Genomic DNA, 12,460 nt, shown 5'->3' with positions numbered 1-12,460 from the left:
TGCCACAGCGTTCGCCCTGCCTTTCCGATACGCCGACTGCCACGGATCCAAGCCAAATCGTCTGTCCCGATGGTGAACCGGTGTGCGCCCGGCATCGCTACATCATAGCTGCCGCATGGTCTTATCCCTAAATAGTATTTGCCAACTGCATGATTAAGGCATCAGAATCCGAATTACGCATACATCAACCTCCGCCATGGAAATCCGGCAACTGGAAGCCTTCGCCGCAGTCGTGACCACCGGCAGCGTCACCGCCGCCGGGCGGCTGCTCGGCCGTTCGCAACCGGCGATCACGCGGTTGATCCAGGAGCTGGAGGCCGAGCTGGGCTTTGCGCTGTTCACTCGCAGCGGCCCCCGCGTAAGCCCGACCGAACAGGGCTTCCTGCTCTATGACGAGGTCGAGCAGACGCTGACCGGCATGCAGCAGATCCGCATGCGGGCCGCGGCACTGGCGCGCGGTGAAGGCCGCCCTTTGCGGATAGCCGCCACGCCGGCGCTTGCCGCCGGGCTGTTGCCGCCCGCGCTGGCGCTCGCCTTCGAACGCGGGCTGTGCACGCCCGAACGCGTCGAGGTGCAGAGCGTGTCGCCGGAACAGGTGGTGCACGCGGTGCTGACCGGCGCCGCCGAGATCGGCCTGAACAGCCTGCCGCTGGAGCACCGCGGCGTGATCGTGCACTGGATCGGCCAGTCCGCCTGCGTGGCAGCTGTCCGCGCCGACGATCCCCTCGCCGCGCAGGTGTCCATCGCCCTGCACGACTGCGGCGCGCGCCGCATCGTCACCATGCAGAACCCTTACCGCCTGCGCCGGCGCGTGGACCGCGCGCTGGCCGGCGCAGGCGTGCCAGCAGCTGGCGTGATCGACACCAACACCTCGATCAGCGCGCTGACGCTGGTGCGCGCCGGGCTAGGCATCGCGGTGCTGGAGCCGGTGACCGCGCGCGGCCTGCCGCTGGCCGATATCGCCGTGCGGCCGATCGATGCCGATATTCCCTTTTACTTCGGCGTGATCACGCCGCAGGCGCGCCCCGCCAGCACCGCGGTGCTGGGACTGGTGCAGGCGGTGGCCGACGCCGCTGCCGCACTGCTGCCCGACCTGGTGCGGCGCGCGCCAGCCGAACACGGTGCGCTGCTGCAATCGCTCTATGGCGACGCCAGCGCCGACGCCGAAACGCTCTCACAAGATGCCGGACCCTCAAGCCATGACTGACCAACCCGCTCCCACCCTTGCTGGCCTGGCCGCGCTCGAAGCGCGCCTGCGCCAGGACCTGTCCTGGCTGGAACTGCCGGCCAAGGCCTGGACCATGCCGCGCACCCACGACGGACACGACGTGCTCGACGTCGCCATCATCGGCGGCGGCATGGCGGGGCTCGCGGCCTGCGCCACGCTGACGCAGCTGGGCATCCGCGTGCGCGCCTTCGACCGTGCCCCGCAAGGCTTCGAAGGCCCGTGGGCCACCACCGCGCGCATGGAGACGCTGCGCTCGCCCAAGCAGCTCACCGGCCCCGCGCTGGGGCTGCCGGCGCTGACCTTCCGCGCCTGGTTCGAAGCGCATTTCGGCGAGGCCGCGTGGCAGGCGCTGGACAAGATCCCGCGGCTGCAGTGGATGGACTACCTGCGCTGGTACCGGCAGGTCCTAGCGCTGGATATCCGCAACGACCACCAAGTCGAGCAGATCGTGCCGCGCGCCGACGGGCTGGTGGCGCTGTCGATGCAGACCCCGGACGGCCCGCAGACCGTGCTGGCGCGCCGCGTGGTGCTGGCCACCGGCCGCGACGGCCTGGGCGGCGCCTACGTGCCGCCGGTGGCCGACCAGCTGCCGCGCCACCTGTGGGCGCACTCGTCCGACGAGATGGATTACGCCACGCTGCGCGGCAAGCGCGTGGGCGTGGTGGGTGCCGGTGCCTCGGCCATGGACAGCGCCGCGACTGCGCTGGAAGCCGGTGCCGCCAGCGTCGAAATGCTGGTGCGTCGCCAGGACATCCCGCGCGTCAACAAGAGCAAGGGCGCCGGCAACCCGGGCCTGACGCACGGCCATTCCGGGCTGCCCGACGCATGGAAATGGCGGCTGCGCAATTACATCAACACGCAGCAGGTGCCGCCGCCACGCGGCAGCACGCTGCGCGTGTCGCGCCATGCCAATGCGTACTTCAACTTCGGTGCCGGGCTGGAATCGATCGACGCGCAAGGCGACGTGCTGTATGTACAGACGCCGCAGGGCACCTTCGAACTCGATTTCCTGATCTTCTCGACGGGCTTCCGCATCGCGCTGGAAACGCGGGCGGAGTTTGCTGCCTTCGCCCCGCATATCCGCTACTGGCGCGACCGCTACACGCCGCCGCATGGACAGGAGGACCGCGAGCTGTCCGACTCGCCCGACCTCGGCGAAGCCTTTGAATTCCGGGAGAAGACCCCAGGCGCCTGCCCGGGCCTCACGCGCATCCACTGCTTCTGCTATCCGGCAGCGCTGTCGCACGGCACCGTGTCGGGCGACATCCCCGCCATCAGCGACGGCGCGCGCCGGCTCGGCCAGGGCATTGCCGCGCTGCTGTACCAGGAAGACGTCGAACTGCACTACACCGCGCTGCAGGACTTTGCCGAGCCCGAAGTCTTTGGCGACGAATGGACGCCGGCCCGGCCGCCGGCGCAGCGCACCGCCGCCAAGGTTTGAACCTGACACCCGACCTGAACGAAGAGATTCCGATGACCCAGCCCCCCGCCTCCGCGGTCGACCTGATCGACCAGCTCACCGGCCTTGCGCCGGGCGGCGCCACGCACGCGCTGCGCCACCAGCGCGACAAGGTCGTGGCCGCCACGCAAGGCAGCTATGACGCGCTGTTCGACCCTGCCCTGCCCGGCCTGTCGCTGGCCGAGCGCCTGCTGGTCGCGCTGTATGCGGCGCGCCTGACGCCTTCGCCGGCGCTGGCGGCGCACTACCGCGCGCGGCTCGAACAGAGCGCAGCCGATGCCGGCCACATCCGCATCGCAGCCGAAGGCCAGGCCGAAGATATCGCCGATGCGCGCCTGCGCGCCATGCTGGCCTTCACCCGCACGCTGATCGAAAAGCCCGTCGAAGGCGACCAGGCCGCGCTGCAGGCGCTGCCCGCCGCAGGCCTGAGTACGCCGGCCGTGGTCACGCTGGCGCAGCTGATCGCCTTCCTGTCGTACCAGGTCCGGCTGGTGGCCGGCCTGGATGCGCTGAAATCCCTGAACGACACCGCCGCCGGAGCCCAGGCATGAGCGAGATCATCAAATCCCACGGTTTCACCAACGAAGTGCTGGACTGGAAAGCCTGGCTCGACGTGGTCGAACTCGACCAGGCCACGCCCGAGCAGATCGCCGTGCTCGAAGAAAGCCACCCCAAGGCCAAGGTCCAGGACTACTACCGCTTCCTGGTCCACCAGCCCGAGATCCTGCGCCAGCGCTCCACCGCTTTCAACGCCATCATGTATGCCCCCGGCGGCATGCCACGCGCCGAGCGCGAGCTGGCGACCACGGTGGTGTCGCGCATCAACGGCTGCGTGTATTGCGCGTCGGTCCATGCGCAGCGCTTCGAGCAGCTGGCCAAGCGCAATGACGTAATCCGGGAGGTGTTCGAAAACCCGCGCACCGCCGGCACCACGGCACGCGAGCAGGCGATCGCCCGGTTCTCGATCGAACTGACGGAGCGGCCGGCCGAGGTCACTGCCGAACAGCTCAAGCCGCTGCGCGAGGCAGGCGTGACGGATGGGGAGATCCTGGATCTGATCCACTCGGTTGCCATTTTTGCGTGGGCGAACCGGTTGATGCTGAATCTGGGGGAGCCGGTGTTTCCGCAGGAGACAGGCGCATAAGCATGTGACACGGCTACAGCGGGAGCAGGCAGCCCATCAAGGCTGCCTGCCTGCTGTGCTGTTGCGTCCATGAGGATTTCCCTTCCGGCGCGAAGTTTGCAGGCATCGGGGGAGATTTCTCATTGTGAGAGTGGTTCTCGATTCCTTTGTCAGGAAGCGGCAGTGTCGCCTATGCTGTCCCATGCGGCAGGTACAAATCTGCCAGCTTCAAAAAAAGAAGGGGGAAGTCCCCAAAAGCGGACCGCGCCATCAGGCATGCGCGCTCCGCGCGATCGGCTTTGCCACAGTCACGGGGTGAGACTATCGCACGCGGGGCGTTTGCAGGCTCGTGGGCGGGGATACCCCGCTGACAAAACATGACAAATGCTTTCCTGTTTAGCAGACCCTTCACGTTTCTCGCCTGCCCGGGCATGTCGGAAGTCCGGGATGGCATCGAGTCACTGGAAGCGCTCCCCGGGCATTTGTTCTGGCTGGAGAACGAGGACTTCATCCGCCAGGCCCATGTGCCGGATTTCGTCGAACAGAGCCGCGCCGCACTCGAGGCAGCGATGCCCGGCGGCGTGGCGCTGGTCGATTCGATGCAGAACGAGATCCGGCGCAATACCCAACTTCTGCCAGCGTTGCAGCGCCTGGCCCCGGAGGCGGCCGCGGCCGCCCACTCCTATTGCTATTGGCGCTACTCGGCAGATGTACTAGGGCGGTCGCAGGGCATTCCGAGCAGCGCCATCGAGCGCCAGTTTGACCGGACGGTGGCACCTCGCGACGGCGCGCACAAGCTGCAATGGATCTGTCCATGCTGCGACGGACCGGCGCACTTCCAGGTCGATGGGCTGCTCGCGACGCAGCGGCCGGCGCGGCAAGGCGGTTTTTCAGTCGAATGCGCGCACTGCGGGCATCAGGAGCGCTTGTACGCCGGGTTCCTGCATGCTGGCCGCCTGGAATGTCGCTGCGCTGTCTGCACAAGTTTTGTCCAGAGGCTGGCTGGCCAGCTGGCCCGGCCCGCGCGCAAGTTGTGCGCAAGTCTGGATGACTATGCATGGATGCATGCGGTGGATACCGCCGCGGAAATCCGCGAACTTACGGAAGCGTCCCTGCAGATGCTGGCACGCGGCGAGCGGCCATCGGACAACGCGCTGGCTTTCGCATTGGCCGTCCAGTCGGACAAGAATCGCCCCATTCCTGACATTCTCGGCCAGCTGGACCCAACCCTCGAAGGCCGGCTCGACAAGAATCCAAGAACCTGGGCACTGCTGTGCGAATTGCTGCACGAAGGCGTGCTCGACGGCGAATGTGCGATCTACGATCAGGACGGACGCCAGCGCGTGGCGCTTGAGATTTCGTTACTCGAAGAGGATCACGCCACCGACGGGGGCACTGCGCAGGACCATCTCAATACCCTCCTGAAGGGTTACCAGTCCTCACAGCGCGACACCTTCGTCAACTGGCTGAAGGCGCTGAAGCGGCTGCGGCTTTGCACCGCGAGGTTCAATGCCGCCGTCGACGTATCCTGGAAGCCCAACCTGGAGCATTGCCGCATCCTGACTGCCAGGTGGCCGGATGGCAAGGCAGCACCCGCTCCACACGCCCGCACCGCCTTGCCGCCGACCGCGCCGAGCGCGCGCCGCCCCGAGCGGCCGGTGTACCTGGATGCGGAACTGGAGGCCGTGCAGCTGCTGAAATCCCTGGGCTATATCGTGCTCAGTCCCGAGGAAATCCGCGGGCAACAAGACCGCGTGGAGAACATTTACTGAGCAACGGGCCAAAGGCGAAGCGAACCCTTAAGCAAGCCGCCTGTCCGCCCGGGCGACTGCCTGCTCCGTGCGTGGCCCTTCATGTCATTTCGACTTGCCATCATCGAGCAGACACTCAATCGCGCGAAAGAAGCGTCGTTTGGCGGGATCTGTCGAGTTGGCTGACTCCCGTATCACAGCCATGGTTGCGTCGATAAAACACTTGGCCGCCGCGCCCAATGGCACTGCACGCCGATGCGTGATGCTGATCCTGGCATCTGGCAGCGCATCCCTGATCGGCAACACGCAAAGCCCGTCTTTTGCCAACAATAATTCCGCCAATGGCCAGGGCATGAGGCTGAGAAAGTCCGTGCTGGCGATCAGGTTCGTGGCTATCACGCTTGAGTGCGAGATATGGATGCGGGGAGAGTAACGGGCGCAATAGTCGCTGAATGCGCTCTCGACCACGCCATCGGATTCCCCCGCGAAATCACGATTCAGAATCCAGGTGGCTCCTTTAAGGTCCTGTAGCGTCCGGCACTCGGCCAGTGGATGGCCAGCTCGCGCCACCACGGCGTATCCGGTCGAGAAGAGCGGCAGTTGGGCGAACTCCTCCGACTGGGACAAGTACATTCGCCCTATCGAGAGGTCAAGCGTGCCATCGCGAAGCTTTGGCACCGTTACCGTAAGCAGGCTCTCGAAGAACTCGAGCCGGGTGTCCGGCATCTGCAGCTGGAAGCGGCCGGCGATTTCGCCAAGCAAGGTCATGCCCAGCCAGGCCGGGATACCAACCGCCAGGGTCCCTTTCCGCTTTCCGGCAAAGACGTCCATTTCCTGCCGGGCGCGCGCCAGCACACCCACAGTGAGACGCGCATGTTCCAGCAGGACGTGCCCGGCCTGGGTCAAGGTGATGCCCGTCGTCTCGCGAATGATCAAGGTCACCCCGACTTCGTCTTCCAGTTCACGGACCGCTTTGGTGATGGCGGCCGGTGAGTGGGAGGTGGCCCTGGCCGCATTCCGGATGCTTCCGCTGTCGGCGATCGCCACAAGTGCGCGGAGTTGATGAAGCTTCATTTCGAGCAAAAAATTGGGTTGAGAGCCAGGGCAACCAATGGTGAACGGCGACACAAATAGCTGCCTACCGAACCCCCGCCCGACCAAATATGCTTTGCCCGGTGATATTGCATCGCCCAAGGATGCATCCCCTTCGAGCCGTGGCACGCGCCGCGTAGATCACCTGGAACGTATATGAAGCATATAGCAAGTGTCGTGGACCTCGTCGAAGCGAAGCAGGACCGATACATCTCCCTGGCCAACGAAATATGGTCGCTGGCCGAAATGCGCTATGCGGAGTTTCGCTCAGCCGAGTTGCACGCCTCGCTGATCGAGGAGGCGGGCTTCAAGGTCAATCGAGGCGTGGCACACATGCCAACGGCCTTCGTCGCCGAAGCCGGCTCGGGAGGGCCCGTGATCGGCTTTCTCGGGGAGTACGATGCACTTGCCGGGCTGAGTCAGGAAAGCGGCGCGCTCACCTGCATGCCCGCCGCGGGCGCGGCCACGAGTAACGGTCATGGCTGCGGTCACCATCTCCTTGGGTCTGCGGCCCACCTGGCTGCGGTGGTCGCGAGGGACTACTTTGCAGCAAACAACATCGACGCCACGGTCCGCTTCTACGGGTGCCCGGCCGAGGAGGCAGCCGCGGGCAAGACCTTCATGGCCCGCGACGGCCTGTTCGATGACCTGGACGTGGCCCTGAGCTGGCACCCGTCCGTCGCCAACTCCGTGTTCATGAATGCCACCCTCGCCAATGTGCAGGCCTATTTCCGTTTCCACGGAAAGTCGTCACATGCGGCATTGGCTCCGCACCTGGGGCGAAGCGCGCTTGACGCGGCGGAACTGATGAACATCGGAGTCAACTATCTCCGCGAGCACATGCCTGACGAGGCGCGCGTGCATTTTGCCTACATCAACTCGGGGGGAGTATCCACTAATGTCATCCCAGTCCTTGCCGAGGTTCTTTACACGATCCGTGCCCCGCGCAGCGAAGAAGCGATCGATCTCTTCAAACGCGTCAAGGATATTGCCGCAGGTGCCGCATTGATGACGGGCACGCGCCTGGAAATCATCTTCGATAAGGCCTGCTCGAACATCCTCCACAATGACACGTTCGATGCGATCCTGGATCGCAACATGCGGGCGCTTGGCGGACTGGAAGTCAATGCAAGCGAAACCGACTTTGCAGCCAAAATACAGAACACGGTGAATGCGGATGACCTGGCCAACAGCTCGCGTCATTTTGCCGCTGCCTTGCGCGATCCCAGACCCATCATTACCGAAGTCCTTCCCTATCACCCCGACATCAAACGCCCCGTCACCGGGTCGACGGATGTCGGCGATGTCAGCTGGGTCGTTCCGACAACACAATGCCTGACCGCCTGCTATGCGTGGGGAACCGGCTTTCATTCATGGCAAATGGTGGCCCAGGGCAAGCTATCCCTTGCTCACAAGGGGATGCTGCTGGCAGCGAAAACGTTGGCCGCAACGGCCATCGATCTTGCCGGAACGCCTGACACCTTGCGCGAAGCCAGGCAGGAACTAGAACGCAAGAGAGGCCAGCGTCCCTATGAGTGCCCGATCCCGCCCGAGGTCATGCCTCCCCCCGCACGCGGCTAGTCCAGCCAGTGAACGCAAGCCGAGACTTTCTGATCATTTCACGAGAAGCCGATGAAGCTCAAGACGATTCTTAACACCATCGCAATGCTGGGAATTTGTTCATTTTGTGGCATTGCGCAAGCACAAAGTGCATATCCGGCCAAGCCCATCTCGCTCGTCGTGGGGTATCCCCCGGGTGGCTCTTCCGATGTTGCCGCCAGAGCGCTGGCGCAAGCCCTTTCCACCTCGCTTGGGGCAACTGTTGTTGTCGAGAATATCGGTGGCGCCACCGGAGCGATTGCCGCGCAAAAGGTGGCACGCGCCGCGCCGGACGGCTACACGCTGCTGCTTGGTTCCACCAACGAGCTGGTCGCGACCAGGTTGTTCAATCCGCAGCAGGCGTATGACGGGTCAAAGGACTTCACCTATATCGGCGTAGTGGAGCATCAGGGTGCGATGATCCTGGCCTCCCCGAAAAGTGGTATCCGGACGACCGACGACCTCATCAAGCGCATGAGGAGCGCGCCTGGCGCGCTGAGTTATGGCACGTCGGGGATCGGCTCGATGCTGCACTATGCGATGGAGTCCCTGATGCAAAGAACCAATACCCGTATGACCCACGTTCCATATCGTGGCGTCGCGCCGTTGGGTACTGATCTCGCGGGAAACAACCTCGAGGTTGGCGTGATGGGAATCGCATCGGCGAAGGCTCTGATTGATGCGGGTAAGGTCGTACCCATCGCAGTGACCACAAAGGAGAGGTCCGCCAAATTCCCGAACGTTCCTACGGTAGCCGAGCACCCCTTGCTGAAGGGCTACGATGTGACGGGCTGGTTTGTTCTCGCCGGCCCGAAGAACCTCCCCGCTCCCGTGGTCGGGAAGCTGAAGTCGACGCTGCAAAGCGCGCTACACAGCCCGCAGTTCCGTCGACACCTTGACGATGCGATCGGCGTTCCTGCGCGTGACGACGAAGACGCCCTCGAGCTGATCAAGATGGAGACGCAGCGGTACAAGTCTATTGTCAGCAACTGAGGCCACCGATCAGCTGTCTCGAATATTGATGCGATCCAGGTTACCCGAATAGCGGAAGCGAGGCCCTATTCCGCAGTTGCGGGCCAAGATTCATTCGCTCCCGGGTTTCCGGGACGAATGCGACTCTGTTGCCGGCTGTGATCCGCAGCAATGCATTGCTGCGGACAGTCGTCGAAGCGAACTCGCACCTTCACAAATTCCCGACTCTCCGAGGCATTCCACCGCCACCGGCCGCGTGGGACTTCTAACTCAGGCATTCGTAGATTAACAGCTGCACGCCGGGCGCGATGTGGTCGCGGCCTGCTCAAGATTCAGATAATAAAAACCGGAGGAAGACGTGTCTTTGATCAAGCAGATACCCAGATATCTGGCTGCATTTCCAGTTTGCTTAGCAACTGCCGTATCCGCGGCAGAATCTTTCCAAATCCTGAAACCCGATCCGATGCCGGGATCAGGCGGACTCAGCCTCTATGGTGTCGCCGATGCCGGCATCCAGTATTCGCGTGCGGGGAGCAATCGCCTGCTGCAGTCAGAGAGCGGCGCAGGCGCGACCTCGCGCTTCGGGCTGCTTGGTGTTGAACATCTGGGTAACGGACTGTCCGTGGCTTTCAACCTGGAGAGCGGGCTCAAGTTGAAAAATGGGAGCGCAGGCGCTACCACCGCAGAGGGTGAATCCAGTCTTTTCAATCGCGAAGCCAACATTTCACTGATTTCCAGGCAGTGGGGAAGAATCAAGCTGGGACGCCAGTATCCAACCCAGCTGTCGATCGCGATTGATCCGTTCCTGGGCGTGGGAGCCTTCTCCCCCCTTGCATCGCTGGTCAGCTTGAGTTCCGATCTGGGAAGGGGTGCCACCATCGGCGATTCCCGCATCAGCGACGCCATTTCCTACACCACCCCGATCCTCGGCGGCTTCCAGTTCGAATATCTGCATGCGCCGCGCGGCGTCACCACGCCAGGCTATCCCGAATCCAGCTTCCACGGGGCTCAACTTGAGTACGCAAGTGGCCCGCTCTACCTCGGGGTGTTTTATAACATCATCAATACGGATCCCACCGCGACCGTGTCCTCGGTGAGGAACAGGTGGTTGGGTGCCGGCGGGATGTATTCCTTCCCTGGCGGTACCAACGCCACTTACGAGTTCAACATGACGAACCCTGACCGCGCCGGATACTTCATTGCGACCAGTCATATGGTCGGTCTCAGCGTTCCAACGGGGCCCGGTGTCATCAAGTTCTCCGCGGTCTATCGCAACGTGGCAGGCAAGGCCAGTGGCGACTCGCTCGCGATTGGGCTGGGCTACGACTACAACATGTCGAAGACCACGGCCTTGTATGCCCGCCTTGGCTATGTGCTGAACCAGAAGAACGCAATCGGCTCGCTCGCCGGGGTTGCCTTGAGTCAGCCCGGCGATGATGTCAGCATCGTTGCCACGGGTATCCGCATGCGCTTCTGATGCTGCGCCAGGTTTCCAATCAAAGTTATCAAAAATCGATAGAGTTCGCGCAGATGAGAATGCAGATTCAATCTACAGATGTTTCACTCGATTCCATACCTGATGGTGCGACCGGGTACACGTTGCCTGCCCTGCTGGCCGCACGGGCGGCGCGTAACGGCGACGCGCCCCTCTTCTCGGATCGCACGACGCAGTGGACGGGCAACGACGCCTGTACGATTGCAGCGCGGCGGGCGGGCAGTCTTGCCGACCAGGGGATCACGCGCGGCGACCGCGTGGCTTTGTTATGTTCCAACCGCGTCGAATTCATGGAGGTCGTGCTCGGCTGTGCCTGGCTGGGCGCGGTCGTGGTGCCTGTCAACACCGCCTCACGGGGTCTGCAACTCGAACACATTCTGCGGAATTCCGGTGCGCGCCTGCTGGTAGCGGAATCCCATCTGGTCGGCGCAGTCACGGCGCTGGACGCCCCTGGTCTCGCGCTCGAACGGATCTGGTTGATTGGCGAGGTGTCGGCCGATGCTCCGCTGCCGTCGCAGTGGGAACCCATACCAATGCCGCCGCTCGGCACCGCGGTCCCTCCTGCTGCGTTGACGGATGGCGACCCACTGGCCATCCTGTACACCTCGGGCACTTCCGGGCTGTCGAAGGGCGTGATTTGCCCGCACGCCCAGTTCTATTGGTGGGCCCACTATACGGGGCATCATCTCGGTGTGACGGCAGGGGATGTCCTTTACACCTGCCTGCCGCTGTTCCATACCAATGCGCTGAACAGCTTCTATCAGGCATTGATCCATGACGCCACGCTGGTGGCGGACCGTCGGTTTTCCGCCAGCCGTTTCTTCGATAGCCTGGTAGAAACGCGGGCAACGGTGACTTTCGTGCTCGGCGCCATGGTTCCGATTCTGCTGGGGCGCCCGATTGCGGCGGCCGAGCGCGCCCATACCGTACGCATTGCGCTGGCGCCCGGCGTGCCAGGGAAATTTCAGGAAGACTTCACGGCACGCTCCGGCATTCGTCTACTGGATGGCTATGGATCTACCGAAACCAATTTCGCGATTGGCGGCGGCATTCAGCAGCAACGCCCGGGCTATATGGGCCAGGTGGTCGCCGGGTTCGAGGCGCGCGTGGTGAACGACAATGACCAGCAGGTACCGCACGGCGAGCCGGGCGAACTGATTCTGCGCGCCGAGCAACCGTTCGCGTTCGCCACCGGATATTTCGGCATGCCGGAAAAGACGGTAGACGCGTGGCGCAACCTTTGGTTTCACACGGGCGACCGCGTGGTGCGCGAAGCGGATGGCTACTTCCGATTCGTGGACCGGCAAAAAGACGCCATTCGTCGCCGCGGCGAGAACATTTCGTCGTACGAGGTGGAGCAGGTCATTCTCAGCCATCCCGCGGTCGAGACTGCCGCGGTATTCGCGGTGCGCTCCGCGCTGGCGGAAGATGAGGTGATGGCGATGGTCGTACTGCGCCGTGATGCGCAGCTCGATCCGATGGCGTTGATCCAGTTCTGTGAACCGCGGTTACCCTATTTTGCGGTGCCGAGGTATCTGGAATTCACGCCTGACCTGCCAAAAACCGAAAACGGCAAGATTCAGAAGTACAAATTGCGTGAGCGCGGCGTAACCGAACAGACCTGGGACCTGGATGCTTCAGGATACCGGCTCAAGCGCTCATGAATTCAGTGGGTGGTGTGCGCTCGAATCTTATGAGCGCTATGGACGCCCGGACCAGTCAGCGACGCAACAAACTCATC

At 63.4% G+C, this 12,460-nt stretch carries 10 protein-coding genes; 9 read left to right on the top strand and 1 reads right to left on the bottom strand.

All coding sequences use genetic code 11. The features are described 5' to 3' along the window. The first annotated feature begins 196 nt into the window (after positions 1 to 196). The 5 genes from ABNX08_RS07900 to ABNX08_RS07880 all read left to right on the top strand — a co-directional run bounded on the left by ABNX08_RS07900 (position 197) and on the right by ABNX08_RS07880 (position 5,582). Positions 197 to 1,207 (top strand): LysR family transcriptional regulator, encoded by a 1,011-nt coding sequence (locus ABNX08_RS07900; protein WP_022534642.1) that lies wholly within the window; start codon positions 197 to 199, stop codon positions 1,205 to 1,207. Next, a complete protein-coding gene (locus ABNX08_RS07895; protein ID WP_022534641.1) occupies positions 1,200 to 2,669 on the top strand; it encodes an FAD-dependent oxidoreductase in 1,470 nt (489 codons plus the stop codon). The genes ABNX08_RS07900 and ABNX08_RS07895 overlap by 8 nt, the downstream gene beginning before the upstream one ends. A gap of 32 nt (positions 2,670 to 2,701) precedes the next feature. Next, positions 2,702 to 3,238: a CMD domain protein gene (locus tag ABNX08_RS07890; RefSeq protein ID WP_041681348.1), complete on the top strand. Its 537-nt coding sequence runs from the start codon at positions 2,702 to 2,704 to the stop codon at positions 3,236 to 3,238. Next, on the top strand, positions 3,235 to 3,831 hold the full coding sequence (locus ABNX08_RS07885; RefSeq protein WP_022534639.1) for a peroxidase-related enzyme: 597 nt from the start codon (positions 3,235 to 3,237) through the stop codon (positions 3,829 to 3,831). The genes ABNX08_RS07890 and ABNX08_RS07885 overlap by 4 nt, the downstream gene beginning before the upstream one ends. 356 nt (positions 3,832 to 4,187) lie before the next feature. Continuing rightward, the gene (locus ABNX08_RS07880) at positions 4,188 to 5,582 is read left to right on the top strand and encodes a hypothetical protein (RefSeq protein WP_022534638.1); all 1,395 of its coding nucleotides are present in this window, start codon (positions 4,188 to 4,190) and stop codon (positions 5,580 to 5,582) included. 84 nt (positions 5,583 to 5,666) lie between these two features. On the opposite strand, the gene ABNX08_RS07875 is transcribed toward ABNX08_RS07880, so the two are convergent. Continuing rightward, a complete protein-coding gene (locus ABNX08_RS07875) occupies positions 5,667 to 6,689 on the bottom strand; it encodes a LysR family transcriptional regulator (RefSeq protein WP_349604563.1) in 1,023 nt (340 codons plus the stop codon). A gap of 120 nt (positions 6,690 to 6,809) precedes the next feature. On the opposite strand from ABNX08_RS07875, the gene ABNX08_RS07870 reads away from it, so the two are divergent. The 4 genes from ABNX08_RS07870 (at position 6,810) to ABNX08_RS07855 (ending at position 12,383) form a co-directional block, all read left to right on the top strand. Continuing rightward, positions 6,810 to 8,234, top strand: coding sequence for an amidohydrolase (locus tag ABNX08_RS07870; protein WP_022534636.1), 1,425 nt, complete (start codon positions 6,810 to 6,812; stop codon positions 8,232 to 8,234). A gap of 51 nt (positions 8,235 to 8,285) precedes the next feature. Beyond that, positions 8,286 to 9,245, top strand: coding sequence for a tripartite tricarboxylate transporter substrate binding protein (locus ABNX08_RS07865; RefSeq protein ID WP_349604566.1), 960 nt, complete (start codon positions 8,286 to 8,288; stop codon positions 9,243 to 9,245). A 337-nt stretch (positions 9,246 to 9,582) separates the two neighbouring features. Next, the gene (locus tag ABNX08_RS07860; protein WP_051369710.1) at positions 9,583 to 10,701 is read left to right on the top strand and encodes a porin; all 1,119 of its coding nucleotides are present in this window, start codon (positions 9,583 to 9,585) and stop codon (positions 10,699 to 10,701) included. Between the two features lie 59 nt (positions 10,702 to 10,760). After that, positions 10,761 to 12,383 carry an ATP-dependent acyl-CoA ligase gene (locus ABNX08_RS07855; protein WP_349604711.1) on the top strand — a complete coding sequence of 541 codons (1,623 nt, stop codon included), beginning with the start codon at positions 10,761 to 10,763 and terminating at the stop codon, positions 12,381 to 12,383. Positions 12,384 to 12,460: the final 77 nt, after the last annotated feature.

This window comes from Cupriavidus sp. DF5525, assembly GCF_040149425.2.
GTDB classification, from domain to species: Bacteria; Pseudomonadota; Gammaproteobacteria; order Burkholderiales; family Burkholderiaceae; genus Cupriavidus; species Cupriavidus pickettii_A.
This window is presented reverse-complemented; position numbering and strand designations above follow the sequence as displayed.

Coding starts and splice junctions, on each gene's coding strand:
- ABNX08_RS07880 (WP_022534638.1), top strand. CDS start 4,188: ATGACAAATGCTTTCCTGTTTAGCAGACCCTTCACGTTTCTCGCCTGC.
- ABNX08_RS07895 (WP_022534641.1), top strand. CDS start 1,200: ATGACTGACCAACCCGCTCCCACCCTTGCTGGCCTGGCCGCGCTCGAA.
- ABNX08_RS07890 (WP_041681348.1), top strand. CDS start 2,702: ATGACCCAGCCCCCCGCCTCCGCGGTCGACCTGATCGACCAGCTCACC.
- ABNX08_RS07855 (WP_349604711.1), top strand. CDS start 10,761: ATGCAGATTCAATCTACAGATGTTTCACTCGATTCCATACCTGATGGT.
- ABNX08_RS07865 (WP_349604566.1), top strand. CDS start 8,286: ATGAAGCTCAAGACGATTCTTAACACCATCGCAATGCTGGGAATTTGT.
- ABNX08_RS07870 (WP_022534636.1), top strand. CDS start 6,810: ATGAAGCATATAGCAAGTGTCGTGGACCTCGTCGAAGCGAAGCAGGAC.
- ABNX08_RS07900 (WP_022534642.1), top strand. CDS start 197: ATGGAAATCCGGCAACTGGAAGCCTTCGCCGCAGTCGTGACCACCGGC.
- ABNX08_RS07885 (WP_022534639.1), top strand. CDS start 3,235: ATGAGCGAGATCATCAAATCCCACGGTTTCACCAACGAAGTGCTGGAC.